Here is a 15,156-nt window from a genome sequence, read left to right on the forward strand (position 1 = left end):
CTCGGGTTCCGGGTATCTGCGCGCTCCGCCGCAAGAGGATCGGGCAGCGGACAAGTTGGGGAGATTGGGGGTGCGTAGGTCAGTGGCAGACGATGCGGCGGTACGGGTCAGCCGAACCACCCAGTGAGCGTCACCCCCGAGGTCTGCCGTTCTGTCGGTCCAGCGGGCCAGCCGGAGCGGCTTCCGGCGCCGTCGAACTCACTGGCACCATGAGCGGCCCCAGTGCCAGCAGTCCAGGTGCCCGCTGAGCTCCATGAGCCTGACGGCGACTCATGTCCTACCAGCGCGCTGCGAGCCGCCTCGACGAGCCAGGCGTTGACCGAGCGCCCCTGGGCCCGGGCTGCAGCGTCGATCTGCTGCTTGAGGGACTCGGGCAGGCGCAGTGTGGTGCGAACCTCGTTACCTTCCTGGGTCATAGGTTCCTGAGACGCTTGGCGAGTGTTCCGCACCGGCACACCGACGGATTCTGCGTCCTGGTTCAGCGGCGCAGCCTGATTGATCAGGAGATGAGGGGTCGAGCCGTCCATCACAACGGCGACGTGTACGCCGTCGAGCTCGCTGTTGATCTCATCGGCGGTATCCGTGAGCATCTGCAGAGTGACGAGTCGTAGAGCCGGATCGAGCGCAGCCGTCAGGGAGTGGGCCACTTCCTGAGTCCGCTCGTCGCCCAGGGACGAGGTCTCCATGAGAGTCCGGCGCAATGTCTCGGTGTAGGCATCCAAACGCATGACATCATATTGACATCATTAATCGCGTCTGTCCAGAGACTATGACGTCATGATGACATCATTCAGTGCGAGCCAATGGTGTCATTCGAGATGATTCGATCCAGAGTCCGCGCGAGCTCCGCCCAACGTTTTGTCTCCGTCATCAGTGGCTCAATGAGCTCGGTATCAACGACCTCATCGGTGGCCAGACGTAGGCGACGAGCGACCCGCCTGCCGTGGCGCCTGGCCTGGAAGCGGGCCAGGAACGTGCCCATACCGGCCAGGACCAGCCCGATCAGCAGACCGCCGATCAGCAGGACGGCAGGCCAGGGAACTCTCCCCCATCGAGGAACGTCGATGGTGATCAGAAGGAGGTAATCCTCCAGGACACGGATCGCCACCAGCCACACCCAACCGACCAGCGCGGTCAGCGCGGTCACCCACTGCAGCACGTTCGCCGCCCCCCACCAGGCCGGGCGTTTCCAGGACCCGTAATCCGCTGCGGAAACAGCCCGGTCCAGCGGTGCAGCGAGGTTCTCGGCGCGCTCATCACTGCGGAGGACGGCCTGCGTCGCCAAGTCATCAGGTAGTCCCGAACTGGCCTCCATGGCGTAGACGTGAGCGGTGCTGCGCAGCCTGCCCGTTGCCGCCGGTCCGGCGGGAGGCAGGGAGCTGAGGTCAACCACGCCCGGTCCCAGCCCACCATCGGAGTGCTGAGCATCCTCGAGCCCTGGAGAGGACAGACGTCCAGTCCCCAGGTGGAGCGCTCGCAGCGGGTCACGTCGTAGACGCTCGATCCACCGCAGCCAGAACCAGCCAACCCGGGTGCGGGCTCGGTGCCGGTCAGATGCCTCCACGGCCCGCGTGACGACATCGACCCCGGCGACGCCGGCAGCCGCCTGCCTGAGCGCGGTCAGGGACTGCTGGAGCTGCTGAGCCTGAGTGACTTCCACCCGATGTTCACTGGTGCTTGTGAGAACCGGAGCGATGAGTCCGGTCCGATCGCCCAGATCCTTGGCGGCGCGACGAGCGTGAGCGGCAAGGCTGCGGGCGCTGGCCAGGCGTTCGGAGGCCACCGAGGCCACGGTGCGGACCAAGGTCTCGACACCGTCACCGGTGTGGGCGCTGACGGACACCACCGAGGTACGTCCCAGCCCTTCGCGCTCCAGGATCCGCTTGAGGTCCGAGACCACGGCGTCACGGCTCTCAGGAGTGAGGCGATCCACCTGATTGAGGGCGACGACCATGACCTCGGCGTGAGCCGCCATGGGAATAAGGAAGTCTCGATGAACGACGCCGTCGGCGTACTTCTCCGGGTCAAGGACCCACACCAGGACGTCGACCTTGCCGGCCATGCGCTCGGCGATGGCCCGGTGCCCCGGTTCGTCGGAGTCGATGTCGGGCAGGTCGACGAGCACCGTGGCCTCACCCAGCGTCCAGGTTCGATCGACGCGCACCCGTCGGCTGATGTCGAGCCAGTCCAGCAACGCGGTGGCCTCGGCCGCGGTGTCCGGGACGACGGCGAGGGGCTGGGTGGTGGTGGGACGGGTGCGAGCGGTGCGGGAGACCTCGGAACCGGTCAGCGCGTTGGTGAGGCTGGACTTACCCGATCCGGTCGCGCCCAGGAGAGCGACCACCGTGGTCCCCGGCGCCAGCCGCCTGCGCTGAGAGGCCTGTGCGAGGACGTCCCGTGCCGGGGCGATCCCGTCCTGCACGCCGAGCTGCCCAGCCAGATCGACGGCATGTTCCAGGTCTTCGAGAACGGGGGCGAGGCCGGTGGCATCGTTGTGGTCAGCTGTCACCGGACCCTCCTACCAGCCGGCCGACGGCTTCGGGAGGACGTGGTGCGCAGCACGGTTGCCGCCTCCTGACAGGCCTGGAGCTGCTCTCGCAGCGTGCCTGCGCTGGGGGCCGGAGTCGGAAGAGCATCGGTGAAGCACTTGGACTGGTTGGCGAACAGGGCGGTAGCGCGCTTGGTGAGGTCCTCGCGGGCTCTCTTCGTCATTCCCCGCATGGCCTGGTCACCGAAGACCGCTTCCAGGACCCTCTGGGCCAGGATGGCGGTTCCTCCCGCGATACCCACCTCTCCCCCGGTCAGGCCACCGGTGTGGGCGAAGACGAGGATCATGAGGACGACACCGGCACCGTTGACCCCCAGGGACAGCAAACGAGCGGTGAGCCGTTTGTCAGCCCCCTCGGCCCGGATCAGTGCGAGTACCTCTCGCTGCCAGTCGTGGACGAGAGCCGCGGCGATGACCTCAAGACCGGTCTGGGTCGGCACCTCCGCCAGGGCACGGTTGAGGGCCTGCTGAGAGGTTCCGGCGCGCCTCCAGGAGCGTTCGGTGGCCAGGCAGGCCCGTTGGGACTCGGCGACGAGCAGCTCGACCAGCGATGAGCCGATCGCCTGCTCGACGCGCTTGGCCGGTGCCGGACGTCCTCGCAGAAGCGAGGTGATACGGTCACGCACCCGCCCCACCTGAACCTCCAGCGACCGGAACAAGTCACCGGTTCCCACGAACTCCTGCCAGCGGGCCAGCACCTCGCCGTGCAGCATGGAACCGTCCTCGGTGGCCTCGATGACGCGCTCCAGGGCGTCGTCGTGCTCGGAGGTCGCGGCGCGGCGGAGCTCAGCGTGCTCAGCCTCCTGGGAGTCGAACTCGACGGCGAGCAGCTCGCTCTGCGCCAGGACGGCACCAACGGCCCCGGTCAGGCTGCGGTGGGCGATGTCCTGGCGAGCAGCCGCGTCGGAAGCCAGCGCGCCCAGCCACTGGCGCACCGGCGAGACGCAGGACTCGGGCAGGAAACCGTCGTCGTCGAGAGCCGTCTCAGGAATCGTGAAGACCGGAGCCTCCTCCAGGCCTGCGGATACGAGCCGGCGCCGCAGGTCGGCCTCGACCTCAGTCTCCGCGCCGGCCGGCACCCGGTCCAAAACGATGGCGGCCGTGATGCGTCGTTGCGCCGCGGCCCGTAGGTGCTCCCACGGGACGGCGTCCGCGTAACGCGCTGCCGTGGTGACGAAGATCCACAGGTCCGCGCCGGCCAGGAGAGTGGCGGCCAGGTCCCGGTTGTCCTCGACCACGGAGTCGACGTCAGGGGCGTCCACGATCGCCAGCCCCTCGGGAAGTCCCTTGCAGGCTCGTAGCTCGAGCTCTCGCGGCGTGTGGTCGGTGAGGGGGCTTGCAGGAGCGTCGCTATCCACGCGCAGGCGTGACAGGGAGCCCAGGACCCGGTCGGTATCGAACCAGGCGGCATCGGCCGGCGCGTGCAGCAGTAGGGGGCGGCGCGTGGTGGGGCGGATCGCTGAGGCCCTGGCCACCTGCCGGCGCACGAGGGAGGAGACGAGGGTCGACTTGCCCGCTCCGGTGGAGCCGCCGACAACGGCCAGCAAGGGCGCGTCCAGGCTGGCCAGGCGGGGCAGGATGTAGTCACCGAGCTGGTCGCGGATCAGCGTGGCCTTGTCCGAGGCGGCGGCAGTGCCCTGCAAGACATAGGGCATGGACAGGGCGGTCAGACTGTCCCGCAACGCGGACAGTGCTCTGGTCGCCTGCTGGACCTTCTGGGTGCTGCTGGAGTCGGCCCTGCTCTCGGTCATGAGGCGGAATCAGCCTCGGCGTCAGCCACGGCTGCGCACCCCATGACCTGCGGGACGGCGTCGTCGTGGGGAGGCCGCCAGGTGGCGGCGTCGGCCTCGACCTGTTCGCCGGAGCGGATGTCCTTGACCGAGTCAGGAGCCCCGTCGGCGCCGGGAAACCACACGAAGGGGATGGAACGCTTGTCAGCGGCCTTGATCTGCTTGCCGAACTTGGCAGCGCTGGGGGCGACGTCGGCGCTGATGCCTCGGGCACGCAGCGCATCGGCGATCGCGTCGGAGGCGGAGCGGTGGGCCTCGTCGGTGACGGCCACGAGCACCGCCGTGGGGACGGGGCGGCTGACCTCCACGAGCTCCTCACCGATGACACGCGCCAGGAGCCGCGACAGGCCGATGGAGATGCCCACGCCGGGGAAGGTGCGCTTGCCGTTGGTGGCCAGGGAGTCGTAGCGGCCGCCTGAGCACACCGAGCCGAGGTCCTCGTGACCGGTCATGAAGGACTCGTAGACGGTACCGGTGTAGTAGTCCAGTCCGCGAGCGATCTTGAGGTCAGCGATGATGGCGCCCGGACGGCGTCGGCCGGCGGCCTCGAGCAGGGCGGTTATCTCAGCCAGGCCCTCCTCCAGGAGCTCAGTGGGCTCGGCCCCGGCCAGGGCCCGCAAGACCTGACCAGAGACGTCCTGACCATCAGTTCCGGCGATGGTGGCGAGCCTGAGGGCCTGCGCCGCCTGCTGCGCGCTCGCGCCGACGCTCTGAGTGAGCTCGGCGGCCACCTTCTCAGGGCCGATCTTGTCGAGCTTGTCGACGACTCGAAGAATCTCGATGAGCTGGTCGGAGTCGATGCCGATGGACTGGTAGAAGCCCTGGGCCACCTTGCGGTTGGAGACGTGGATCGTAACCGGGGGCACCGGTAGTGCGCTGAGCGCCTCGTGCATGATGAGGGGCACTTCGACGTCGTGGTAGAGGGGCAGGGAGCCGTCGCCGACGATGTCGATATCGGCCTGAATGAACTCGCGGAAGCGCCCCTCCTGGGGCCGTTCCCCTCGCCAGACCTTCTGGATCTGGTAGCGCTTGAACGGGAAGGTGAGGAGCCCGGCGTTGTCGACGACGTAGCGGGCGAAGGGGACGGTTAGGTCGAAGTGGAGCCCCAGCTGCTTGCGAGGGTCCGCCTCGGCGTCGGCCTCGGCGGGATCCGCCTGCAGGCGGTTGAGGAGGTAGACCTCCTTGGAGGTCTCTCCCTTTCTGGTCAGCTCGCTCAGTGGTTCGACGGCGCGGGTCTGGATACCGCTGAAGCCGTGGAGCTCGAAGGTACGGCGCAGGATGTCGACGAAGTGCTGCTCGACGATGTGCCCCGCGGGCAGCCACTCGGGGAAGCCGGATAGTGAGGAGAGGGCTTGTCGTACCTGTGCCATGGTCCGCATTGTGTCATGACGGGCAGCTCGACGGTGTACCGTCGTCAGGCCTTGAGGTCCCCTCCACGGATCTTGGCCTCGGCGAGGTAGGGGTTGCCGTGGTGCTCGTGCTCCATGGTGGTCACGGCGCCGTGCCCGGGCAGCAGGATCGTGGCCGGGTCGATGGCGCTGGCCAGGAACCGCAGGGTGCCGAGCATCTGCACCTGGTCACCGCCGGGCAGGTCGGTGCGTCCGACGGATCCCTTGAAGATGACGTCGCCGTCGAGGGCCATGAGGTAGGCGCGCTCCTCGTCGGCGGTGGAGGGGTCATCCTCGATGACCTCGGCCTCGTAAAGCAGGGCGTTGTCCGCCAGCCGGGCCTCGAAGAAGAACAGGGTGGATCCCTCCGAGTGGCCCGGAGCCGGGACCGCCCGCATGGCGATGCCGGGGACAAGGTCGACAGCGTGAGAGAAGCCGTCCCCAGGGAAGAGACGGATGTCCGCCGGCTGCCTCCAGGGGGTGCCGGCCATGTCGGTGAAGTTCATGCCGTTCGCACTGATGCCGGTGGTGACGTCGGGCTCCTCGAGCCGGTACCGGTCGGGTTCGGGGATGTAGACCGGCACGTCGACGGCATCGTCGCTGGCGAGCATGCCCTCACCATGGGCGGTCTCGATGAGGGCCTGGGCGTCCCACACGTGGTCGGCGTGACCGTGGGTGAGCAGGATCGCTCCCAGGGTGAGGCGGTTGGATCGAAGGAGGGCCAGGGCGCCGCCGGCGGAACCGGCCCCCGGGTCAACGACGAGGGCGGGCTCGCCCGGGCCGGCGGCCAGGACGTAGCAGTTGGCTGCGAACACGGGTGCGATGGTGCGCTCCAGGATCATGCCCCCAGCCTACTTCGGTCGCCCGGAACCCGTGTCAATACGCTTCACAACGATGAACGATGTACGAGCTCAGAGGACTCACAGCCTCTCAGTGCAGGTGGAGCCGCCGCCCCCACCAGTGCTCATTGAGCCAGCGATCATGACTGGCGACGATCAGCGTGCCCGCCCATGGCCTCAGAGAGGCCTCGAGCATCTCGAGGGCGTCCAGGTCCAGGTAGTTCGTGGGCTCGTCGACGATAAGCACCTCGGGCCCGGCAGCGGCGGCCAGGGCCAGCTGGGCACGGCGCTGGTTGCCGTCGGAGAGCCCGCTGATGGGACGGTTCCACAGGCGCGGATGCAGAGCACCTTGGCCACGGTCACCGACTCCCCCGGTCCACACGTCCTCTTCCACCCCGGGGTCGCCGAGGACCGGCAGGTGCTGGGGTATCCAGAACACCGAGCCGGATACCGTGAGACTGCCGCTGGAGTCCTCCGTGGGCGCTGACCGTCGCCCCAGCCAGGTCAGAAGCGTGGACTTGCCGCTCCCGTTGACGCCGGTGACCAGAAGGTGCTCCCCGGCCATGACGTCGACCGTGACCGGTGCAAGGCGCCCAGGCACAGCGGCCGACCGGGCCGAGACCGCCATTCCTCTTCGCGGTGCCGGTTCAGTCAGGCGCAGCTGAAGCTCGTAGGAGCGTGGCCTGCGCACCTCGGTGTCGGCGAGCGCCTCCAGCCGGCGGTCGTCCTGCGTCTGGCGCCGGGTGGAGACGCGCTGGGCGCGGTCGGCGTAGAACTTGCGGGCTATGCGGGCCTCGGTCCTGGGTGCTGCCCCTTTGTGACCAACGATCTCGGAGTCCCGCCGGTGACGCGTGAGCTTGCGCCGCTGCTCCTGCTGACGCTGGTGAAGGCTGCGGTGGAACGACCTGGCGTGCGCCTTCTCCACGAGGTAGTCGCTGTATCGCCCCGAGCACCTGTAGGCGCCGATGGGCCTCTTGTCCCCGGCGGCGGTGGCGAGTGCCTGCCACGGGGCTGTGTCGAGGTCGACGACGGCGGTGGCCACCTCGTCGATGAAGGCACGATCGTGGGTGGTGAACAGGACCGGTCCGGGCCATGACACCATCATGTGGCTCAGGTAGTCGCTGCTACCGGCATCCAGGTGGTTGGTGGGTTCGTCGAGCACCAGCGCCTGACCGGATGAAAGGAGCAGGGCGGCAAGCTCCAGCCTTCCCCGTTGCCCCGGTGACAGGGAAGAGACAAGGCGGCTTGCGTCCACCTGTCCCAGTCCCAGCCCGGCGAGCGCCTCAGCGCGCCGGGCCGGCAGGTTCCAGGCGTCAAGCACCTCAAGCCGGGCCAGTAGTGAGTCGTAGTCCTCGGCGAGAGAGCCAGTTTCGACTCCGTCCTGGGCCATGGCCTCGTTCACGCTCTCGAAGCGGCACAGGGCGTCCAAGGTCTCAGCGCAGACGGCGTCGAGGTAGCCCTTGATCGACGTCGCAATCGACTCCGACGAGCCGGCTGCGGGCAGGACGCCGTGCTCGGGGACAGTGATGCTCCCTCGATCAGGGAACAGTTCGCCGGTGGCCAGGCGCAGAAGCGTGGACTTCCCCGATCCGTTGGGACCGACGATGCAGACGCGTTCGCCGTCGGAGACCGTAAAACTGATGTTCTCCAGCAGAGGCTCAGAGCTGTAAGAGAAGCTGACACAGGAAAAGCTGATCGCGGGCATGACTCGTCCTTGGCATGAGGCGGTGGGGGTACAAGAGCAAGTCACGCGAGCATGGCGGGAGTCTATCAGTACCTATCCGCACAGGCCGTTGACGAGGCCTGAGCCGATACGGCGCAGGGTGAGCTCACAAGCAGGCGGACTATCAACGAATCAACTGAAGTCGTTGGGGCGAAGGATGGTGGTGGCCGCCCGCAGGAACGTAGACTCTCGGCACTGCCGTCCTCCGGCGGCACGTCACCACCACCCGGCCTGACGGCCGGGCGCGAACGGAACGGAGCGGTCATCCCGCTCCCTCCCCGTCAACCCATGAAGGAGCACCCCGTGACCGAGCGGATCCAGCCCGACAACCGGCCTGACAGCCAGCCCAACGCTGAGCAGACCGACCAGCCGACCAGTCCTGACGAGTCGGCAGCGCCCACCCCGACGGAGCCGGCACCCGAGGCCGGTTCCTCCCCCGTCACCGACTCAACGGCCGACGCCGAGGTTCCGAAGGAGTCCGAGTCCGGCGAGCCACCGACCCAGCCCACCGAGGAGTCCGCCTCAGTTGTGTCTGACGAGTCGGCCTCCCCGGTTTCCGCGAACGCCGCGCCGACTGAGCAGCCGGCTGGGGAGGCTCAGAGGCCTGAGACCACGGAGGCCCCCCAGGAGGACACCACACCGACTCCTGCCGAGGTTCCCGCCCCGGCAGCGGCACCTGCGGCGCCCGCCGAGCCCGCCGTCGACCCGCAGGAGGCGATGGACGCCGCCAAGTGGGGACGCGTGGACGGCGAGGGCCGGGTCTACGTCCAGGACGGTGGCGCAGAGCGTGAGGTCGGCCAGTTCCCCGATGCTCCCATCGCCGAGGCGATGGCCTTCTACGTGCGCCGCTATCTGGATCTCAAGGCCACCATCGACCTGTTCGCCACCCGGCTGCCCCAGCTCAGTGTCCGCGAGATCGACACGACCCTGTCCTCCATCTCCGAGTCCCTCACCGAGCCCGCCGCCGTCGGCGACCTGGAGGGGCTGCGAGCCCGTTTCGCCGCCCTGAAGGCCGTGGCCGCCGAGCGCCGTGAGGCCGTGGCCGCCGAGCGCGCGGCAGCCAAGGAGCAGGCGCTCAAGGAGCGTACGGCGATCGTCGAGCGCGCCGAGGCCATCGCTGAGCAGGACCCGGCACGCACGCAGTGGAAGAACTCCGGCGCCGAGCTGCGTGAGCTGCTCGAGTCCTGGAAGGCCGCGCAGCGGCGCGGCCCGCGCCTGGACCGCCCCACCGAGGACGGCCTGTGGAAGCGCTTCTCCCACGCGCGCACCACCTTCGACCGCCACCGTCGCCAGTTCTTCAGCGAGCTCGATGCCAAGCAGGCGCAGGTGCGAGCCGCCAAGGAGACGCTCATCAAGCGCGCCGAGGAGATGCAGAACTCCACCGACTGGGCCGGTACCTCGGCGAAGTACCGTGACCTGCTGGCCGAGTGGAAGAAGGCCGGCCGGGCTTCCCGCAAGGAGGATGACGCCCTGTGGGCCCGCTTCCGGGCCGCCCAGCAGGTCTTCTACGACGCCCGCCGCGCCAAGGACGAGGCCGTCGACGCCGAGTTCGCCGAGAACCTCAAGGTCAAGGAGGCGCTCGTGGCCAAGGCCGAGGCGCTCCTGCCCGTCAAGGACGTCAAGGCGGCCAAGAAGGCGCTGCGCCCGATCCAGGACGCCTGGGAGGAGGCCGGGCGGGTCCCCCGCGGTGCCGTGCGTCGCATCGAGGGCCGCATGCGCGCCGTCGAGGACGCGATCCGTGAGGCGGAGAACGCCGAGTGGCGCCGCACCGACCCGGAGACCAAGGCCCGTGCCGAGGGCTTGGCCGGTCAGCTCCAGGACGCGATCGCAGGTCTGGAGAAGGACCTGGCCGCGGCTCAGGCCGCCGGCGATGCCAAGAAGATCGCTGAGGCCGAGGCTGCGCTGACGGCTCGCCGCGCATGGCTCGAGCAGGTGCTGCGCTCGGCCAAGGCGTGACCCGAGCACGTTCTGCTCAGCTCTGAGGCTCAGGAGCACCTGAGGCGGGGCCGACACCACCCACCGGTGTCGGCCCCGCCTCACCGCCTCCGCCCAGGAGATCTACCTACTCCCAGGCAACAGTGTCAGGGTCGATGCCCTCAGACCGGGCGCCGGAGTCGATGACGTCCTTGAGCCAGGCGGCCAACCCCGGCGCACGCTTGTCGTAGTAACGTGCGAAGCGCTCATCGGCGACGTATCCGCGACCGATGAGTACCTGCTTGGAGATAGAGACCTCGAACCACCGGTTGAGGTCCTTGCGGTGCCACTGAGCCAGGACATTGGCCTCGGGGCTGCCCGGCTCGACGCCGCTGAGCATCGCCTCGACCAGCGCGGTCTCCAGGGCGACGGTCTCCTCGTGCGCCTGCTCCCAGTCGGCGCGCGACATCCGGGCCTTGCGGCGGGAGGACTCGGCCCACTCCTGGGTGTCGCCCCACTGGGCCTGGGCCTCCTCGATGTAGACAGGATCCCAGTCCGTCCCCCAGATCTCCACCATCTCAGCCACGGAGAGATGTGCCCCCAGCAGCTGTATCTCCATGACCGTGTCGATCGAGCGGAGCATGTGCTGCAAGTGGGAGACCTGTCCTTGAAGAAGGTCACGTTGGCGACGCAGATGGGCCACGGCGTCCGCCTTCGGATCGTCGAGGACCGTCTTGATGTCGGCCAGGCTCATGCCGGTCTGCCGGTAGACGAGGACCTGCTGGATGCGCATGATGTCCGTCTCGGAGTAGAGGCGATACCCGGCGTCACTGCGCTGAGAGGGGCGCACCAGACCGGTCTCGTCCCAGTGGTGCAGCGCTCTGACACTGACGCCCAGGAGCGTTGAGACCTCACCGACTGTCCGTGCGATATCCGCACCGTCTCCTGCAGCATCAACCGCTGCGTCGAGCACCTGCTCCTGCTCGCAGTCCGTCACCATGCCTCCCTACGTCAGCCCTTGCCTTGTCGAGTCCCTACTGTGGCACGTATCGAGCACCTTGGCGCCTTCCCCTACGTGAGGGTCAAGTCCTCCGCCTAATGGCGGCCAGGTTTTCCACAGGCAGTCGGCTCGCTGTAGCGTCGGATACAGGAAAAGGTCCACGATGGCGTATGGCTCGTTTCATCCCGGTACCCGGTCACGCCGCCGTGGCCCACCTGACCGCCCAGCCTCTTTCCCCGGCCCTAGGCACGCTCCCACCTCAGGACATGCAGTTGCTGCGGTGCGCCGAACTCGACTCCCACCTGCTGGTCGACGTCCTAGGCAGCCTGCAGCCGACCGACCTCCTGCGATCAGCAGAGGGACGACTACGGGCCGTCACCGCTGCCATGCCCTGCCGGGGAGTACTTCTAGCGAGTACGGCCCTGTGGGTGCACGTCGGTGGACCGCCGCCGGACATGCTCGAGGTCTGCCTGCCGGGAGGGCGCCGAAGTCGTGTGTCCTACCTGGTGACCAGACGAGGCAGGCTGCCACGTTCCGATACCACCGTGATCAACGGTGTCACCTGCGCGACCATCGCTCGAGCCGCTGTTGACGTCGCCCGCCTGGGACCGCCTGCGGCCGCCGTCCAGGCCATCATGACTGCCCGCGATCATGGGGTCAGCCGAATTCGTCTCCTGCTGACGCTCAACCACTGTCGAGGAGCGGCTAGCAGGGGCTGCCCACGGGCTCGGCACATCATCGAGTCCGTCGTATTTCATCAGTAAATCGCGACTCAATTTCAAAGAAAATAAGTTCTCATCCCCTGTGCTGAGTGCCAGACAGAGATTCGCTATACCACAGAGACTTCACTATACTGTTGGTGAACCTATTCACGACTCCCCACCAAAGGCATTAGCGTTATTGACATGAAGTATGTTCCGTCTCCTCTCGAACTTGCCATGATTCTCGGCATCATCATTAAGCTGGGATTGGACCACTTCGACCGAGTGACCGGCTCCGCCATGACAGAAGATGGCGTTGCACGATCAAAACCGCCACAATATCAGCTGCTCGGCGGCGGAGGAGTGTTATTTATCGGTCTAGTCGCCCTCTGGCTCGGCTGCAGGCGATGGATCAACCCTTCATTTTCTGACGATGACGCCGGCGTCGCTACCATGTGGCTCGTGTTCGCCATCATACTTATCACTTTAGGAGCTGGAGTAATCCTCCAAACTAACGATAACTACATCGAGGTCGGGCCAGGATACATCGAGAAGCACTCCTTCCTTGACGGGACAACTCGAATCGACTTCGAAGACATAACGTCATGCTCATATAAGTATTCAAGCAATCCGCAACAGACCAGCAACCTTGTCATACGTTCTTCCGATCGACGCAAGATTAAATTTTCGCCCAAAGATTACAAAGGAGAGCATGTGACATCCGTCATCACCTTCCGCCTCCGCGAAAGTCGTTGGCCATCCTTATTGGATGAATTCGACCAGCTTGCCGTTATGGAGGCAGCCGCAAATGGCTCCGGCGAGTCCTATTTACGAAGAGTCCGTAGTATCAGGCTAAATGCCACGTAACGATCCGTAGTCAAGTGACACCACTCGTCCTCAATCTTTTTCATCGACGACGTGTCGTGGACAGGCTCCTACGTGCCTCGAAGACGCCGTCGATGCGTCGCAGCGCCGCCAGCGTATGGTCCAGGTGGCCGACCTCAGCCAGCTCGACGACGAACCTTCCGGCGACGACCCGGTCACGACTGGTGGCGATGTTGGCACTGACGAGGTTGACGTGACTGTCCGCCAGGGCACGAGTGACGTCGGCGAGCAGGCCTCCGCGATCGAGCGCCTCGACCTCCACCTGGACCAGGTAGGCGGACTGGGCGTGATCCGCCCAGGAGACGGTGATGAGTCGCTCGGGCTCGCGCTGGAGCTGGTCGACGTTCTGGCAGTCCGCCCGGTGGACCGAGACACCCGAGCCCCTGGTGATGAAGCCGACGATGGGATCACCCGGCATGGGGGTGCAGCACCGTGCCAGCTTGACGTAGATGTCACCCTCCTCCATGCCGGCGACAACGACTCCGGCGTCGGCCGTGCGTGGACGCCGGTGCGCGGTTGCCCGGGTGGGCAGAACTCCTTCTGCCAGAGTCTCCTCTGCGCCGTCCTCCCCGCCCATGGTGGCCACCAGGGTGTCGACGACATGCTGAGCCGAGACGTGTCCCTCCCCCACAGCCGCGTAGAGGCCGTCGATGTCGACCTTGTCGAGGGTCTTGGCCACGTTCATGAGGGTCTCGTGGCTCATGAGGCGCTGGATGGGCAGGTTCTGCTTGCGCAGGGTGCGGGCGATGGCCCCTTTGCCCTCCTCGATGGCCTCCTCACGGCGCTCCTTGGAGAACCAGGAGCGGATCTTGTTGCGGGCGCGGGTGGAGCCGACGAAGGTGAGCCAGTCTCGCGAAGGGCCTGCGTTGATGGCCTTGGAGGTGAAGACTTCCACCGTGTCACCGTTCTCCAGGCGCGTATCCAGGGGAACCAGGCGGCTGTTGACCCGGGCTCCCACTGTGCGGTGGCCGACCTCGGTGTGGACGGCGTAGGCGAAGTCAACGGGGGTGGCCCCCGCGGGCAGGGCCAGGACGTCGCCCTTGGGGGTGAAGACGTAGACCTGGTCGCCGGCCATCTCGTAGCGCAGAGCGTCAAGGAACTCAGAGGGATCCTGGGTCTCCTTCTGCCAGTCGACGAGCTGGCGCAGCCAGCCCATGTCTCCTTGGTCGGAGTCTCCAAGCCGGCCCCCCACGGCGCTTGGACCCGAGGCGTTGGGGTCCTCCTTGTAGCGCCAGTGCGCGGCCACGCCGTACTCGGCCATGCGGTGCATCTCGTGGGTACGGATCTGGATCTCCACCGGCTTACCGCCCGGCCCCACAACAGTCGTGTGCAGCGACTGGTAGAGGTTGAACTTGGGGACAGCGATGTAGTCCTTGAATCGCCCGCTCATAGGAGTCCAGCGCGAGTGCAGGGAGCCGAGCACCGCGTAGCAGTCCTGGACGGTGTCGACGATGACGCGCACCGCCACCAGGTCGTAGATGTCGTCGAAGTCCTTCCCCCGCACGATCATCTTCTGGTAAATCGAGTAGTAGTGCTTGGGGCGGCCGGTGACGGCCCCCTTGATCTTGTTGACCCGCAGGTCCTCCTCGATCTGAAGGCGCACCTGGCGCAGGTACTCCTCGCGCGCCGGGGCGCGCTCAGCCACCATGTGCTCGATCTCCTCGTAGACGCCCGGGTAGAGGGCCCTGAAGGAACGATCCTCCAGCTCCCACTTGATCGTGTTCATCCCCAGCCGATGGGCCAGGGGCGCGTAGATCTCCAGGGTCTCCTTGGCCTTGCGGGCGGCGTTCTGCGCAGAGACGTACTTCCAGGTGCGGGCGTTATGGAGACGGTCGCCGAGCTTGATGAGCAGGACACGGATGTCCTTGGACATCGCGATGATCATCTTGCGCACGGTCTCGGCCTGAGCGGCCTCCCCGTACTGGAGCTTATCGAGCTTGGTGACGCCGTCGACGAGCAGCGTGATCTCGTCACCGAAATCGGCGCGCAGGCGATCGAGGGTGTAGTCGGTGTCCTCCACGGTGTCGTGCAGGACCGCGGCTGCCAGCGTCTGAGCCGTCATGCCCAGCTCGGCGAGGATGGTCGCCACCGCCACCGGGTGGGTGATGTAGGGCTCCCCGGACTTGCGACGCTGCCCGGCGTGGGCCTTCTCGGCCACCTCGTAGGCGCGCACGATGAGACTCGTGTCCGCCTTGGGGTGGTTGGCGCGTACCGCCCGCAGAAGCGGCTCGATGGCGGCCGGAGTTGAGTGCCCACGGGACCCGAACCAGGCCAGACGACTGCGCACGCGCGAGCCGGGGACAACACTGTCGCCTGACGTGTCTGGGCTGCTCTTCGTCTCCGTCATTGACGCATCATATAGCGGCAT

General features: G+C 66.9%; 11 protein-coding genes. 3 read left to right on the forward strand and 8 right to left on the reverse strand.

Annotation, left to right across the window (positions count from 1 at the left end):
* Positions 1–107: 107 nt before the first annotated feature.
* The 6 genes from HMPREF9056_RS05070 to HMPREF9056_RS05095 form a co-directional block, all read right to left on the reverse strand.
* Entirely contained in the window at positions 108–728 is a 621-nt protein-coding gene (locus HMPREF9056_RS05070) for an Arc family DNA-binding protein (protein WP_009403447.1), read from the reverse strand.
* 62 nt (positions 729–790) lie between these two features.
* The gene (locus tag HMPREF9056_RS05075) at positions 791–2,509 is read right to left on the reverse strand and encodes a GTPase family protein (protein WP_009403448.1); all 1,719 of its coding nucleotides are present in this window, start codon (positions 2,507–2,509) and stop codon (positions 791–793) included.
* On the reverse strand, positions 2,506–4,299 hold the full coding sequence (locus HMPREF9056_RS05080; protein ID WP_009403449.1) for a dynamin family protein: 1,794 nt from the start codon (positions 4,297–4,299) through the stop codon (positions 2,506–2,508). The genes HMPREF9056_RS05075 and HMPREF9056_RS05080 overlap by 4 nt, the downstream gene beginning before the upstream one ends.
* Positions 4,296–5,717, reverse strand: coding sequence for a histidine--tRNA ligase (gene hisS / locus HMPREF9056_RS05085; protein WP_009403450.1), 1,422 nt, complete (start codon positions 5,715–5,717; stop codon positions 4,296–4,298). The genes HMPREF9056_RS05080 and hisS overlap by 4 nt, the downstream gene beginning before the upstream one ends.
* 35 nt (positions 5,718–5,752) lie before the next feature.
* Positions 5,753–6,568: an MBL fold metallo-hydrolase gene (locus HMPREF9056_RS05090; RefSeq protein ID WP_009403451.1), complete on the reverse strand. Its 816-nt coding sequence runs from the start codon at positions 6,566–6,568 to the stop codon at positions 5,753–5,755.
* An 88-nt stretch (positions 6,569–6,656) separates the two neighbouring features.
* Positions 6,657–8,270: an ATP-binding cassette domain-containing protein gene (locus HMPREF9056_RS05095; RefSeq protein ID WP_009403452.1), complete on the reverse strand. Its 1,614-nt coding sequence runs from the start codon at positions 8,268–8,270 to the stop codon at positions 6,657–6,659.
* Between the two features lie 306 nt (positions 8,271–8,576).
* Between HMPREF9056_RS05095 and HMPREF9056_RS05100 the strand changes: the two genes are divergently transcribed.
* Complete coding sequence (locus tag HMPREF9056_RS05100; protein WP_009403453.1) at positions 8,577–10,244, forward strand: DUF349 domain-containing protein; 1,668 nt, start codon at positions 8,577–8,579, stop codon at positions 10,242–10,244.
* Positions 10,245–10,350: 106 nt separating this feature from the next.
* Here the strand turns inward: HMPREF9056_RS05100 and HMPREF9056_RS05105 are convergent, their stop codons facing one another.
* Positions 10,351–11,202: a MerR family transcriptional regulator gene (locus HMPREF9056_RS05105; RefSeq protein ID WP_009403454.1), complete on the reverse strand. Its 852-nt coding sequence runs from the start codon at positions 11,200–11,202 to the stop codon at positions 10,351–10,353.
* 170 nt (positions 11,203–11,372) lie between these two features.
* Between HMPREF9056_RS05105 and HMPREF9056_RS05110 the strand changes: the two genes are divergently transcribed.
* The gene (locus HMPREF9056_RS05110; protein ID WP_034513908.1) at positions 11,373–11,966 is read left to right on the forward strand and encodes a hypothetical protein; all 594 of its coding nucleotides are present in this window, start codon (positions 11,373–11,375) and stop codon (positions 11,964–11,966) included.
* 141 nt (positions 11,967–12,107) lie between these two features.
* On the forward strand, positions 12,108–12,770 hold the full coding sequence (locus HMPREF9056_RS14070; RefSeq protein ID WP_157185012.1) for a hypothetical protein: 663 nt from the start codon (positions 12,108–12,110) through the stop codon (positions 12,768–12,770).
* 40 nt (positions 12,771–12,810) lie between these two features.
* On the opposite strand, the gene HMPREF9056_RS05115 is transcribed toward HMPREF9056_RS14070, so the two are convergent.
* The gene (locus HMPREF9056_RS05115; RefSeq protein WP_009403458.1) at positions 12,811–15,135 is read right to left on the reverse strand and encodes a bifunctional (p)ppGpp synthetase/guanosine-3',5'-bis(diphosphate) 3'-pyrophosphohydrolase; all 2,325 of its coding nucleotides are present in this window, start codon (positions 15,133–15,135) and stop codon (positions 12,811–12,813) included.
* Positions 15,136–15,156 lie beyond the last annotated feature (21 nt).

The sequence above is a fragment of the Actinomyces sp. oral taxon 170 str. F0386 genome (assembly GCF_000195595.1).
Lineage (GTDB): Bacteria > Actinomycetota > Actinomycetes > Actinomycetales > Actinomycetaceae > Actinomyces.

Coding starts and splice junctions, on each gene's coding strand:
- HMPREF9056_RS05070 (WP_009403447.1), bottom strand. CDS start 728: ATGCGTTTGGATGCCTACACCGAGACATTGCGCCGGACTCTCATGGAG.
- HMPREF9056_RS05080 (WP_009403449.1), bottom strand. CDS start 4,299: ATGACCGAGAGCAGGGCCGACTCCAGCAGCACCCAGAAGGTCCAGCAG.
- hisS (WP_009403450.1), bottom strand. CDS start 5,717: ATGCGGACCATGGCACAGGTACGACAAGCCCTCTCCTCACTATCCGGC.
- HMPREF9056_RS05090 (WP_009403451.1), bottom strand. CDS start 6,568: ATGATCCTGGAGCGCACCATCGCACCCGTGTTCGCAGCCAACTGCTAC.
- HMPREF9056_RS05095 (WP_009403452.1), bottom strand. CDS start 8,270: ATGCCCGCGATCAGCTTTTCCTGTGTCAGCTTCTCTTACAGCTCTGAG.
- HMPREF9056_RS05100 (WP_009403453.1), top strand. CDS start 8,577: ATGAAGGAGCACCCCGTGACCGAGCGGATCCAGCCCGACAACCGGCCT.
- HMPREF9056_RS05105 (WP_009403454.1), bottom strand. CDS start 11,202: ATGGTGACGGACTGCGAGCAGGAGCAGGTGCTCGACGCAGCGGTTGAT.
- HMPREF9056_RS05110 (WP_034513908.1), top strand. CDS start 11,373: ATGGCTCGTTTCATCCCGGTACCCGGTCACGCCGCCGTGGCCCACCTG.
- HMPREF9056_RS14070 (WP_157185012.1), top strand. CDS start 12,108: ATGAAGTATGTTCCGTCTCCTCTCGAACTTGCCATGATTCTCGGCATC.
- HMPREF9056_RS05115 (WP_009403458.1), bottom strand. CDS start 15,135: ATGACGGAGACGAAGAGCAGCCCAGACACGTCAGGCGACAGTGTTGTC.